11 protein-coding genes are annotated in these 13,130 nt (G+C 56.1%); 5 read left to right on the forward strand and 6 right to left on the reverse strand.

The window, feature by feature from the left end; genetic code table 11:
- Positions 1-77 precede the first annotated feature (77 nt).
- The 3 genes from NA78x_RS19025 to NA78x_RS19035 form a co-directional block, all read right to left on the reverse strand.
- Positions 78-1,463 carry an alkaline phosphatase family protein gene (locus NA78x_RS19025; protein WP_425613956.1) on the reverse strand — a complete coding sequence of 462 codons (1,386 nt, stop codon included), beginning with the start codon at positions 1,461-1,463 and terminating at the stop codon, positions 78-80.
- A 59-nt stretch (positions 1,464-1,522) separates the two neighbouring features.
- On the reverse strand, positions 1,523-2,629 hold the full coding sequence (locus tag NA78x_RS19030; protein ID WP_425613957.1) for a metallophosphoesterase: 1,107 nt from the start codon (positions 2,627-2,629) through the stop codon (positions 1,523-1,525).
- A gap of 160 nt (positions 2,630-2,789) precedes the next feature.
- Positions 2,790-3,101, reverse strand: a complete 312-nt coding sequence (locus tag NA78x_RS19035) for a hypothetical protein (protein WP_425613958.1) — start codon at positions 3,099-3,101, stop codon at positions 2,790-2,792.
- Positions 3,102-3,583: 482 nt separating this feature from the next.
- On the opposite strand from NA78x_RS19035, the gene NA78x_RS19040 reads away from it, so the two are divergent.
- Positions 3,584-4,486, forward strand: coding sequence for an HDOD domain-containing protein (locus tag NA78x_RS19040; RefSeq protein ID WP_425613959.1), 903 nt, complete (start codon positions 3,584-3,586; stop codon positions 4,484-4,486).
- 379 nt (positions 4,487-4,865) lie between these two features.
- The gene (locus tag NA78x_RS19045) at positions 4,866-6,932 is read left to right on the forward strand and encodes a prolyl oligopeptidase family serine peptidase (RefSeq protein WP_425613960.1); all 2,067 of its coding nucleotides are present in this window, start codon (positions 4,866-4,868) and stop codon (positions 6,930-6,932) included.
- Positions 6,933-7,057: 125 nt separating this feature from the next.
- On the opposite strand, the gene NA78x_RS19050 is transcribed toward NA78x_RS19045, so the two are convergent.
- Positions 7,058-7,459 carry a hypothetical protein gene (locus tag NA78x_RS19050; RefSeq protein ID WP_425613961.1) on the reverse strand — a complete coding sequence of 134 codons (402 nt, stop codon included), beginning with the start codon at positions 7,457-7,459 and terminating at the stop codon, positions 7,058-7,060.
- Positions 7,460-7,657: 198 nt separating this feature from the next.
- On the opposite strand from NA78x_RS19050, the gene NA78x_RS19055 reads away from it, so the two are divergent.
- Positions 7,658-8,017, forward strand: a complete 360-nt coding sequence (locus NA78x_RS19055) for a hypothetical protein (protein ID WP_425613962.1) — start codon at positions 7,658-7,660, stop codon at positions 8,015-8,017.
- 32 nt (positions 8,018-8,049) lie between these two features.
- On the forward strand, positions 8,050-8,610 hold the full coding sequence (locus NA78x_RS19060; protein ID WP_425613963.1) for an IS630 family transposase: 561 nt from the start codon (positions 8,050-8,052) through the stop codon (positions 8,608-8,610).
- A gap of 12 nt (positions 8,611-8,622) precedes the next feature.
- Here the strand turns inward: NA78x_RS19060 and NA78x_RS19065 are convergent, their stop codons facing one another.
- Together NA78x_RS19065 and pheA are read right to left on the reverse strand one after the other, a co-directional pair.
- Positions 8,623-9,495 carry a phytoene/squalene synthase family protein gene (locus NA78x_RS19065; protein WP_425613964.1) on the reverse strand — a complete coding sequence of 291 codons (873 nt, stop codon included), beginning with the start codon at positions 9,493-9,495 and terminating at the stop codon, positions 8,623-8,625.
- 39 nt (positions 9,496-9,534) lie between these two features.
- Positions 9,535-10,632 carry a prephenate dehydratase gene (pheA, locus tag NA78x_RS19070; protein WP_425613965.1) on the reverse strand — a complete coding sequence of 366 codons (1,098 nt, stop codon included), beginning with the start codon at positions 10,630-10,632 and terminating at the stop codon, positions 9,535-9,537.
- A 490-nt stretch (positions 10,633-11,122) separates the two neighbouring features.
- Here pheA and dnaK point away from each other — a divergent pair, with 490 nt between their 5' ends.
- Positions 11,123-13,057, forward strand: a complete 1,935-nt coding sequence (dnaK, locus tag NA78x_RS19075) for a molecular chaperone DnaK (protein WP_425613966.1) — start codon at positions 11,123-11,125, stop codon at positions 13,055-13,057.
- Positions 13,058-13,130 lie beyond the last annotated feature (73 nt).

Here is a 13,130-nt window from a genome sequence, read left to right on the forward strand (position 1 = left end):
ACGAAACGGAGCCGCAAACAAACGTAACACCACTGCTGATCGTTCAGCAGTGGTGTTTTTGTTGGTAACGAACGGTGTTATTCGCGAATCGCTTTGCTCAGCACCTTTCCATCGGCAGGAAAGTTCTGGATGCCAAGTAGCTGAGCGATTGTCGGAGCCAGATCAATATTCTCGACATCCGGCAGCTTGATACCTGGTTGAATGCTGTTGCCACTAAGGACGCAGATCGCGTTCATTTTCGGCATTGTCGAGATGAAGCCATGTGACCCGAGCGATGTCTTGGCTTCGATATTTGTGGTGACGAAAGTCTCCCCTTCTGCAGAGCCAGAAACCGCGTAGCCATCTTTGGCCACCAAGACCGCATCGGGAGCCTGATTGTATTCTCGTGGATGTGGCAGGCCGTACTCGGCAAATCTTTCCGGGAAAAGAATTTCGGCGACACCTTCTTGGCCACTCAGTAGTTCTTTCACCTTTTCCCGGTCAGCAGGAGCTTGCGCGGGATCGGTGCAATAAATGAGGCCGATGCCTCCTTCAGGAAAGACGTGCGCGCGAGCATCGCTGATCTTGCCGGCCGTTGTGCTGAGCAGGCCTTGCTGCCGCAAAATGACATTGGGCCGGATTGCTTTGGGCGTGGTGGTGAAGCCATGATCGGCAACCAAAATGAAAGTCGTCTTCTCAAAAATGCCGGATTCTTTCGTAGCTGCCACGATTTTGGCGAGACAAGCATCGGCATAGGCATTGGCGGTATAGCCGGCGGGCGTTTGCGCCCCCAGTGCATGATGGGTCGCGTCGCAATTGAGCAGATGCACAAACAGCAGATTCGGTTTTCGTGTACGGATCACGTGGCAAGTCGCATCGGTCCAAACCAAATCCCGCCCGACGACACTATTGGCGGCAAACGAAGCCTGGGTTTCGTCAATCAAGATTCCCTTTTCGACGAGTTCCGTCCGCAGGCGCGGCGTCATATGCACCACTTGTTCGGGAACATCCGAAAAACTGTCGCCCAGAGTTTTCGAACCGCGAGTACAGGGCCAATTGATCTCGCCCGTCGTCAGCCCGGCGGCATGTGCCGCATCAAAGATGGTGGCGGCACGAACCAAATCCTTCTGATCGCGCTTCGGGTCCACGGTTGTTGGCAAACCCACAGCACCGCGAACAAGCACGCCATTGGCCAGCACTCCATGCTTTTCGGGACGTACGCCGGTAACAATCGAGGTGTGATTGGGCCAGGTGACGGAAGGATTCGAAACCTTCATTCCGTTCTCTGCGATGGTTCCATTCCGCGCTAGCAATCGAGCTGTGGGAATCGGAGCTTTGGGGTCGTCGAGCAAGAATGCAGCCAAACCATCGATGCACACGACGATGACGTGGCGGTCGCGATTCGCTGCGTGGCCAGCTTGTTGAGTACTCAAACAACCAAAGACCAGCGATGTCAAAAACAGCAGCTTCAAGAAACGACGCATCGGCCGACCTTCCGTAATCAACAAGTGGATAAAGCCACAACGAGTGAGAGTAATGCAGTCTACGCCTTGCCAGGTGCAGCGACGGTGAAGGCAAACTTGTTCTGCGCCGATTCATTTCGCTCGTTGCGCGTGGGCGAATAGTCCACGACCTTTACTTGGCGACCATCAGCGCTGAACTCCATTAACCGCAACCAGCCATCGCCACCCTTGGGTTTCATCTGAAAGTTGACGAGCATTTGCGGTATCGCCCGCCCAGCGGGTGTCTTGGTGGTAATCTGACCGAGACCATCATTAAGTACGTGGCCATTGAGCGTGCAGATGAAATTCTCGTGTTTGCTGACAAGGTTTTGCCACAGCTCTTCGCCATCGCTTACGTCATCACTGGTAGCTTTCGCCACTGCGTAGTTGTGCGGATTCCAAGTTTGCTTGGTGCCGTACTTTTTCCAGTCGTAGCGGGTTTCGTCGTAGTACATGTATGCGTGGGTGATCAGAATCGCCGCGCGGTTCTTGTGCTTCGCCGCCACTTCGTTGGCCCAGCGCACTACATCTTTGCGAGGACCAAACTCAAGCCCAATGACGACGAAGTCCATGCCGGCCGCGGAGAACAGGTGCGCACTGTTTTCGACGCGATCGGGTTCTTTGTCATAAACGCAGTCAAGCGATTTCTGCGATTTGAGCTTGGCGATGGGAAAGTACTCGTTCAGTAGCGTGCTACGATCTTTGCAACCACCACCAGCGCTGTAGTCGTGATTGCCTGGGACCATCGCGTAGGGAACCTGGTCGTTCAGTACGTCCATCGCTTTGACGGCGTTCTCCCACTCAGCGGCAGAGTTGTGATTGGTGATGTCCCCGAGATGTAGCACTGCCGCGATGTTACGGTCGCGGCGATTCTCGACGATCCAATTCGTCTGCGCTAGATAATTCTCTGGGTACTTTTCGCTGTAGTGCTGCGTGTCGGGTAGCACTGCAATCGTGAATGCGCCCTTGGCGGTTTTCTCTGGCTCGCCCTTCACAAAGACGGCATCGACATAGGGATCGGCCTTCGGAGCTTTGGGCTTTGCTTCCGGAGTCTTCGTGGCGGGTGCCTGCCCCCAGGCGATCATCGCTGGGGAAATTGCCCAGGCAGCGCTGGCGGCCAACATGCTACGGCGAGAGAGGCGAGCCATGACGAAACTCCTTGGTATCAAGGCAAAGAGGATTCAAGACAAAGAAGGTGATGGACTTCACCGCCCAGTCAGACTCGCACATCTTATCCGGCGCGTGCGCGCCAGCCTACCAGTCGCGAAGAAACTGAACCCAATCTTCATCGAGCGATTGAAGTTTCGCTTAGGCTCTCTTATTGATCGCCGGCGATATGGTCAAGCAAGTGGTGGCCAAGATGAGAAGGCCCGTCGCAACGAAGGCGGGATGAACATCCCAGGATGGGCCGGTTGCCCGAGCCTTGAGTACAGTGCGATTGGCCGGCAACATGCGCGAGCCAAGATTCCAACTCGACATTCGCTCCCAGCCGTCCTTGGTGCGACGCCAACCGTCGTCGTCTGCCTCATTGGCTTGGATTGCGCAACCAACCGCCCAGATCACAATTGCGAACGAGGCAACTCGCATCAGCGGAAGAAAGTTGCGGCTGGTAGCGATCATGCCGATTCTCGTGGTGCGTGGCGAAGAAAGGTCTCCGGCCAGCCAAGACCAGCGATGATCCGGCAGAATCACCCTTGGTCTGGCTGGCAGGAGCCTGACCCACTCATTGCAGCCACTGTGCCCAGTTCCGCGTGCTTGCTGAGCGCTGTTCGTAAGCGTCGAACGGTGCGCGGCTTACGCCTTGTGTCGGCAAAATCGGAACTGCTCGCTTGTTGCGGAAGAACAACAACGTCGTTGGCATCGTTGCCTCGTGTTGCAGACTCGCCACACCGCGAAAACGGGATTACCCGCTTCGGGGAGGACTAACTTAGTCAGATCAGGCGAATACCCGACTCGATTCGCTTCTTTCCCATTTGACCGGAGCCGGAGTCGACCTAAGTTTGAGCGAGCGTTGACGTATCCGGCCGCGAGTTGCGAGTCGGGTGATTGCGCCGCACACCTCACTTTATCAATGCTGGCCCCGCAGCGAAAAGCGAACCCTCATGTCGAACCAAACACCCAGTTTGAAGGAACTCCTTGGTAGCGCCCAATTGCCGGCACTGCCACAGAGTGCGATCCGTCTACTTGAGCTTTCACAGAACCTGGATAACGGCCCTGCAGAGTTCGCAGTGCCCATCGAAGCTGACCCAGGTCTCACCGGCCAGGTTCTGAAATTCGTAAACTCGTCGTACTTCGGTTTTTCACGCGAGATTTCGAGCATCAAACTCGCGATTACGCTCGTGGGCATTCGCACCATCAAGAACTTCGCCCTGTGGAGTGCGGTATTCAGCTTGATGCCAAATCCGAAATGCGGTCCTTTCGATCTGAAGAGCCTGTGGCAAGACTCGCTCCGTCGTGGTCTCTTCGCCCGAGCCTTTGGGAAACTGAAGGGATGGAAGGAAGCCGAAGATCTGTTCGCAGCGGCCCTGTTGCAAGATATGGCCGTCCCTTTGCTCGCCAAGGAACTACCTTCGCAGTATCTCACCCTGCTCGAAGGCCGTAACAATGGCTGCACTCGTTTGAGCGATTTGGAGCAAGCCAAATATGGCTGGACGCACGCCAACGCAGCCGCGGTGATGGCTCGCAGTTGGAGCTTGCCGGAAGACTTTGCCCGCCTGATTGAAAGCCACACGCAATTGAATCAGTTGCTGGCCGCCGACAGCAAAGACATCGGTGCCTTGGCGGTTGCTTTGTCTTCGTCATTGCCCGCCGCCAGCGATAAAGTTTGGACCGAGCGAGAAGCCTTCGTCAGCGCCTTTACCAAGATTGCCGGTCCTGGTAGCGATCCCGCTCAAACCCTCGGACTCGTTGACAAAGAGTTCACGGAGTTTGCGCCGGTGTTGAAGCTCACCGCACCGGCAAAATCGCTGGTGCAATATTTCGAAGAACAACCGCTGGCTGTTTAACCGATTCAAACGAAAAAAGGGCACCGTCCGGCCGATATCGTCGAAACGACATCTGCACCGGACGGGTGCCCCGCCAGATTCGAGTTGCGCTGATCTAATGAAGGCGATCAGCTTTTGTCACCATTGCATCTCCTCATTAAGCAATCGGTGTACCAGCGAGTGAAAAATGTCTTGCAGCTGAATTCATCGCGATTTTGCAACACTTCTTTCTCGTTGCACCTCTCACCGACCTGCGGCGAGTCGACTTTGTAGACACGAACGACGCAAGATACGACACGAGGCCATCACGCCACGTGCTCCCAGGTAGTTCGAAGCAAGTGCCTGCGTTATGCTGTCAGCCAACAGCGATAACTTTTCACAATCACGGAGGGATGGCATCATGTCGCGTCGTTGGCTTCTCATTGCGCTGCCACTGTTCTTGGCTGCACTCGGTTCAGAAATGACAACCACGCAAACTGCTTTGGCCCAAGGGGTCGCCGACGTTCCGCTCATTCCGCGAGCGAAGTTCTTCGGCAATCCCGAGAAGGCCAGAGCTCGCCTGAGCCATGACGGCAAGCGACTCGCTTTTGTCGCCCCGGTTGAAGGCGTGCTGAATGTCTGGGCCAGCCCCGACGATAAACCCGCCAATGCCAAGCCGATTACCTTCGACAAGCATCGCGGCGTCGTCAACTACATGTGGGCCTACACCAACAAGCACATTCTCTACACGCAAGACAAAAATGGTGATGAGGACAATCACGTCTACGCCATCGACGTCTCGACCGGCAAAATCACCGATCTAACGCCGATCGAAAAGATCGCCGGCCAGATTGAAGGCTTCAGCGAGAACTTTCCCGAAGAAATCCTGGTGGGAATCAACGACCGGGGCGAGCGGCACTATCACGACATCTATCGCATCAATATCACCACCGCCGAGAAGAAGCTGGTCAAGCAGAACCCCGGTTTCGCAGGCTTCTTGATCGACGACAACTACGACGTGCGACTGGCGATGAATTTTTCGCCGACTGGCGGCCAGGTCTACCTGCAACCTGATGGCAAAGATGGCTGGAAGCCGTTCATGGAAATTGGCGTCACCGATGCGATGACGACCTCGCCCGTAGGCTTCAATAAAGAGGCCGACAAGCTCTACATGCTCGATAGTCGTGGCCGCAATACAGCCGCGCTCAAGCTTATGACGATCAAATCGGGCGAATCGGAACTGCTGGCCGAAAATGCCCGCGCCGATATTTCCGGCGCCCTGGCCCATCCGACCAAAAAGAACGTGCAAGCGGTTAATTACACCTTCACGCGCACTGAATGGAAGATTCTCGACCCAACCATTCAGCCCGACTTCGACTATCTCAAGACGATCGCCGACGGTGAGCTGCAAATCACCGGCCGCACGCTCGACGACACTCGCTGGACCGTGGCCTACCTCATGGATAACGGCCCGGTCAAATTTTACATCTACGACCGTGCTCCCGAGCGGAAGGTCACCTATCTATTCACCAGCAATCCAGCACTCGAAAAGTTGCCGCTGGTGAAGATGCACCCACAGGTCATTCGGAGCCGCGATGGTCTCGACCTTGTCGCCTATTTGTCGCTGCCCAAGTGGAGCGATCCTGATGGCGATGGCCGCCCGAATCAACCATTGCCAATGGTGCTAAACGTCCACGGCGGACCTTGGGCACGCGACGATTGGGGCTACGATCCGGAGCATCAACTGCTGGCCAACCGCGGTTACGCGGTGCTGTCGGTGAACTATCGCGGTTCAACCGGCTTTGGCAAAGAGTTCATCAATGCTGCCGATAAAGAATGGGCAGGCAAGATGCATCTCGATTTGATTGATGCGGTGAACTGGGCCGTGGAACAAAAGATCGCGATCAAGGACAAGGTGGCCATTTCCGGCGGCAGCTACGGAGGCTACGCGACGCTCGTCGGCTTAACCTTTACTCCCGATGTCTTTGCCTGCGGTGTTGACGTGGTTGGACCGTCCAGCCTCATCACCCTGCTTAGCAATCCACCTCCGTACTGGATGCCGTTCATGCCTGTGATGAAGGTCCGCGTGGGCGATCACCAATCCGAAGAAGGCAAGAAGTTTCTCGAGTCGCGCTCGCCTCTCTTCTTTGTTGACAATATCAAGAAGCCGCTGCTGATTGGTCAAGGTGCCAACGATCCGCGCGTGAAGCAGCCCGAGGCCGATCAGATTGTGAAGGCAATGAACGAGAAGAAAATTCCCGTGACCTATGTCCTCTTTCATGATGAAGGACACGGTTTCTCACGTCCCGAAAATCGCTATGCCTTTTATGCCGTCGAAGAAGCCTTTCTCGCAGAGAATCTGGGCGGGCGCTTCGAGCCAATCGGCGAAGCCTTTAAAGGAGCGGACTTTAGCGTGCCCAGTGGCGACAAAGATGTGCCCGGCCTAACGGACAAGTTGAAGGAAGTGAAGCCTAGCGCCAGCAAGTAGTAGGCAGTAGGCCGGCAACAAGCGGTACTCCGCGATGTTCCGGCGGCCTTTCGCGGCAAAATCACCACGCGCGCAGTTCCTGGCGGATCTGCGCGTTGCTTGTTTGTGGACTACAGTATTTTACGCTACACAAATTGATAGCCGTTCCAACCGAATGTTTTCTTAGTCCGAGCATCGGGGTTGCGAATCGTGACTTCGCATTTTCCTAGTTCCGCTGGGGATTCCGTCAGCATTTCGACAATTAGCGTTTGGCCATCGAGGTCGCTTGTGGAGTGCCCCATTAGCCGAATGCGATCAGGCCAAAAAATGATGCCCCAATAGCCAAGCAGTTTACCGTCGGCACCAAAAATTTTGAGCCGATAGCCGAATTCGCCGCCGTCACTTTCAAAGTGAGTATTGTCAAACATCAATCCGCCCGCGCTTAGCTCTGTTAATCGGGCGATGATCCAGGAGACATGATTCTTGCTGCTCAGGCCGCGCGGAAAGCCATCCGCAGCCTGCAACTGTTCGACGAAAGTCGGTTTCAAGAGCTCCGTGCTGCCTGCAACAGGGTACGCGGCCGAAAGTTCGCAGCGATACTCTCGAAAGAATATGTTGTGGCTCATCATCGTTGGCTCGCGCAATGCTAGACGCTGCTGGTTATCGGGCTAGAGCAAGTTCATGCTAGGCCTGGCGCTATTTGGGCGGGTGGGGTAGGTTGGGGCCAACTTAAAGGAGTTGGCTCGATGTCTGCATACCCGACGGAATTTCGCGCTGTGGTGTTGGCGGCCTGCGATGCCGAGGCTGACACGAAGGAAGGTACGAAGGCGATTGGTTTGCGGTTCAAAGTTTCTGAATCGTGGATTCGCTCGATCAAGCAGCAGCGTCGCGAGACGGGGAAGATCGCGCCGCAGATCGCAGCTCCGCGTGTTCCCAAGTGGCATGCCTGGAGCGAGTGGTTGCTCGCGAAGATCACCGACCGGCCGGACATTTATCTGCGTGAACTGCAAGCCGAACTGAAGACCGAACTCAACGAAGAAGCTTGTCTGTCGACCTTGTGCAATGCTTGCAATGAACTCGAGCAATCGCGAAAAAAAAGACGCTGATTGCCAGCGAACAAGATCGCCCCGACGTCGCCTTGAAGCGTGTTCAATGGCGGGCCTCACAAGGTGAGATCGATCCAGCCAAAGTCGTGTTTATCGATGAAACTTGTGCCAAAACGAACATGACGCGGACCTATGGTCGTTCGCTACTCGGCACCCGACTGAAGGAAAAAACGCCCTGCAGTCGCTGGGAAACCACGACGTTTCTCGGCGCGTTGCGAGCCGAGGGATTCATCGCTCCGCTCACCATTGAAGGCCCGATCAACGGCCCATTGTTTCGCGCGTGGGTCGAGCAGGAACTGGCCCCACTCTTGCAACCTGGCGACATCGTCGTGATGGACAATCTATCCAGCCACAAGGTCACCGGAGTCCGCGAAGCCATCGCCGCAGTCGGAGCCGAACTCCGCTACTTGCCGCCGTACTCGCCCGACCTCAATCCCATCGAGCTGGCGTTCTCCAAGCTCAAAAAGCTACTCCGCGATGGTGCCGCCCGCACCGTCGACAAGCTCGGGGAACTCTGCGGTCAGGTGCTCGAACTCTTCACCGAACCCGAGTGCCGAAACTACTTCCACCACTGTGGCTACCGCCAGACCTAAAATGCAACCGCTCTAGACCAAGCGCAGAACCGCGCGGGCGGCCAGCCAGAGTTGCGTTGAGCGAGTGAGTTTCACTCGCTTGCGCAAACTGGCCGTTGGATCGGCTTCGATTCTTAGCAGCAATTTCTCATATGTTTGATGCATCAGCCAATAGAGCCGCTTGGCCGGCTCAGGAACAAACTGCTGGCCAGTTTTCGCCGAAGCATAAAGCTGCTTGGCACGCTCCACTTGGAATCGAATCAACTCACCACTCCCGGGCACCTCTTTGCCTGCCAACAGTTCGGCGTCTGTGATGCCGAAACGTGCGAGTTCGTCTTGCGGCAGATAAATGCGACCGAGTTCCGCGTCGCTGCGGATATCTCGCAAGATATTCGTCAGCTGAAGGGCAAGCCCGCAGTCGATCGCCGGCTGCAGAGCCCGCTCGTCCTGGCAGCCCCAGATGCGCAAGCAGGCCAGTCCCACGCTCGATGCCACCCGCAGGCAATACTGCCGCAATTCTTCCCAATTTGCGTAGCGCCGAGGCGCAAGATCCATCGCACAGCCATCGAGCAGGTCAAAGCAATGCTGCGGCGGAATCTGATACCGCTCGATCGTGTCGATCAAGGCGGGAAAGAGCATTCCTGGCGGTGTGCCTGCCAGTGCTGCCTCAAAATTGTGGCGAAACTCGGCCAGCGCGGCGCGGCGGTCTGTCTCACAGGCGTTGCTATCGACTAGATCATCGGCCTGGCGAGCAAAAGCATAGAGCGCGTCCATGCCTTGACGCTGAGCGGGCTTCAGCAGCCAGAAAGCGCGGCCGAGGTTCGAGCGCGCTGCCAGTACTACTTGCCGGCAGTGGCGATAGCTCTGGTCCAACAAATGTTCAGCTCGGTTTGCACCCGGCATCATCCTTGACTTTCAAAGCACTGCGGGACAGCAGCCGAGAGGTTATTCCAGTGGTAGGCTGCGAGCGTACGACCCCAGCACATTCAGCTTGTCGGTCTTGCGCCCGAGTGCCACGAGGGCACTCTTCAGTTTGGAATCGCCTTGATGCCCTTCGAGTTCCACAAAGAACAAATACTCGTTCTTGGTGTTCGGCATGGGGAACGATTCAATCCAGGTCATATTCAGTCGGCCGCGCTTGAAGACAGCCATCGCGTCGGCCAAGGCACCGGGCTTATGAGGAATTGCAAACATGAGAGCTGTCTTGTCGTGCCCCGTTCGCTTAAGGGCTTCGCCGCCGATGACCGCGAAGCGAGTGACATTAAACTTGTTGTCTTCAATGTTCGCGTCGATCACATTCAGGCCATAATTCAGTCCTGCTTCATAACTGGCCACCGCGGCAGCACCCGGCTTGTCAGCGGCGATCTGTGCAGCGAGTGCGGTGCTGGTCATTTCGACCGTGCGTACATTCGGCAAGTTCTTGGCGAGCCATTCGCGACACTGCGAAAGTGCCTGCGGCTTGCTGTAGACCTCGGTGATCTGCGCTCGTGTGCACTTACCCAATAGCTGATGATGAATCTTCAGTTGCACTTCGCCGGTGATTTGCAGCGGCACCCGCGCAAACATATCGAGCGTATCGACCACTCGACCGTCGGTCGAGTTTTCGATCGGCACGATGCCGTAGTTGGCTTCCCCGACATTCACTGCTTCAAAGACCGCTTTGATCGTGGCCATCGGCAACAGGTCGAGCGAATCACCAAAGCGCTCGATTCCGGCGAGATGGCTGTAGCTGTACTTGGGACCCAAATAGGCAATCCGCAGCGGCTGAATCATGCTGCGCGCTTGCCCCTGAATCTCGCGCCAGATACTGCGCAGCCCCGCTTCGTTGAGTGGACCTTTATTGGCTTCGAGCAGCTTGGCGAACGCCGACTGATCATCCGCCATGTCGTGTAGCAGGCCACCTTCCTGCTGACGAGCCTTGGCCAGCTTTTGACAGGTGCGCGCACGCTCGTTGATAATCTTTAGCAGCTCCCGATCGAGCCGTTCTAGTTCCTTGCGGGCAGCGGTCGCGGAGGGACCTGCAGCGGACTGTTTCTTGCTCATAGTGGGTAATTCAAAGAGAGGATGGAAGGTCCGCTACCGTTCGCCCGGCGAAGCTGCGAAAGCATTCCCGCGAACCAACTTGTAATGAGCTAGCTGGTGAGTGTCAACCAACGGAACCGCGATCAAGCAGAATCGTACGACCGCCAAATCAAACTGCCACAATGACAATTGTAGTTTGCTCCAACCGATGGTGAGGAAGGGCTTGTGTCAATTTGGCAGGAACACGTGCAGGGGGAGCGCGCCGGCCGAAAGGCAGAGCCAAAAGTAAAGCCACAACTAATTGAAGCTGAACGAGTTATGAACAGTCGCTGAGTGATCGCTTGACTTCGGCATGCACTTTGCCATTAGACCGCTATCGCTTTCCTGGGCATTTATTTGTCCCGGGCGAGTTTCCTTACCAAAATCCTGGCCGTCAGCTCGAAGCCGGCGACCAACGACTGAAATTCCTCAAAACAGTTCCTGCACATCTTTTCTGAAGAGGCACACAACTATGGCAGCTGGCGAAAAAATCATTGGCATCGATTTGGGAACCACGAACTCGGTAGTGGCAATCATGGAGGGTAGCGAACCCAAGGTGATTGCGAATGCGGAAGGTAATCGCCTGACGCCGAGCGTCGTTGGTTTTACGGATAAGGGCGAAACCGTAGTTGGCGAACCCGCCAAGCGGCAAGCGGTGACGAATCCCACCAAGACCGTTTACTCGGTCAAGCGGTTCATGGGTCGGCGTCACTCGGAAGTCGAAACCGAAGAGAAGATGGTCCCTTACAAGGTGACCGGCGGCTCGCAAGAGTACGTCAAAATCAAGATCGGCGACAAAGAGTACACCCCCCAAGAAATCTCGGCGCTCGTCCTGCGCAAGTTGAAGGAAGCAGCAGAAGCGTATCTCGGCCACAAAGTGAACAAGGCTGTGATCACGGTTCCCGCGTACTTCAACGATGCACAGCGACAAGCCACCAAGGACGCTGGCCAAATCGCGGGTCTGGAAGTCGCTCGTATCATTAACGAGCCGACGGCAGCGGCACTCGCGTATGGTCTCGACAAGAAGAAGAACGAGAAGATCGTCGTCTTCGACCTCGGTGGTGGCACGTTCGACGTTTCCGTATTGGAAGTCGTTGGTACCGACGACGAAGGTGGCGGCAAGCAATTGTTCCAGGTCATCAGCACCCACGGTGATACTCACCTCGGTGGTGACGACTTCGACGAAGCCTTGATCCACTACGTCGCTGGTGAGTTCCAAAAAGAACAAGGCGTCGACCTGCGTAAGGACCCCATGGCTCTTCAGCGGCTGCAAGAAGCCTGCGAAAAAGCCAAGAAGGAACTGAGCACGCTGCAATCGACCGACATCAACCTGCCGTTCATCACCATGGCCAACGGGGTGCCGAAACACTTGCAGATGTCCATCAGCCGCTCGAAGTTCGAAGAGCTGATCGACTCGCTGGTGGAGCGGTGCCGCAAGCCGGTGCTGCAGGCGATGAAGGACGCCAACCTGAAGCCAGGCGAAATCGACGAGGTTGTACTCGTTGGCGGTAGCACCCGCGTTCCGAAGGTGCAAAAGCTGGTGAAGGACCTCTTCGGCAAGGATCCGCACAAGGGTGTGAATCCGGACGAAGTGGTCGCCGTCGGTGCTGCGATTCAAGCGTCGGTGCTCGCCGGTGAGCGGAAAGACGTGTTGCTGCTCGACGTTACCCCGTTGACTCTCGGCATCGAAACCGAAGGTGGCGTGATGACGGCGATTGTCGAGAAGAACACGACCATCCCATTCAAGGCCCAGAAGGAATTCAGCACGGCCGCCGATAACCAACCCGGTGTGCAGGTGAAGGTGTTCCAGGGCGAACGCAAGATGGCCAACGACAACCGGTTGCTGGGCGACTTCAGTTTGGACGGCATTCCGCCGGCTCCTCGTGGTATGCCACGCATTCAGGTGACGTTCGATATCGACGCGAACGGCATTCTGGATGTTTCGGCTCGCGAAATGGGAACCGGCAAACAGGCCAACGTGCGGATCGAGCAATCTTCGGGCTTGTCGAAAGACGAGATCGAAAAGATGCGTCGCGACGCCGAGGCTCATGCCGATGACGACAAGAACAAGCTCGAACTGGCGACCTTGCGCAACCAGGCCGACAACATGTGCTACTCGCTCGAAAAGACGATGAAGGAGAACGCTGACAAACTGCAAGACTCCGACAAAGAGCCGCTGCAGAAGGCGATCGACAGCACGCGAGAAAAAGCTAAGGGTACCGACACTGCAGCCATCAAGTCTGCGATCGAGCAACTCGAAGCCGCTTCACACGCCTTCACCAAAATGCTTTACGAAAAGAGTGGTGCTGCTGGTGGCGACGCCGGTGCCGAAGGTGGTCCTTCGCCAGAAGCCCCGAAGAAGGGCGACGACGATGTGATCGAAGGCGAGTTCGAAGTGAAGAAGTAAGCTATAGACAGGAGCCAGCGGTATTCCGCGACGTTCCGGCAAAGATCAAAGCCTCGTAGCCGTGGGCGCAAGC

The organism is Anatilimnocola aquadivae (assembly GCF_049819085.1).
Lineage (GTDB): Bacteria > Planctomycetota > Planctomycetia > Pirellulales > Pirellulaceae > Anatilimnocola.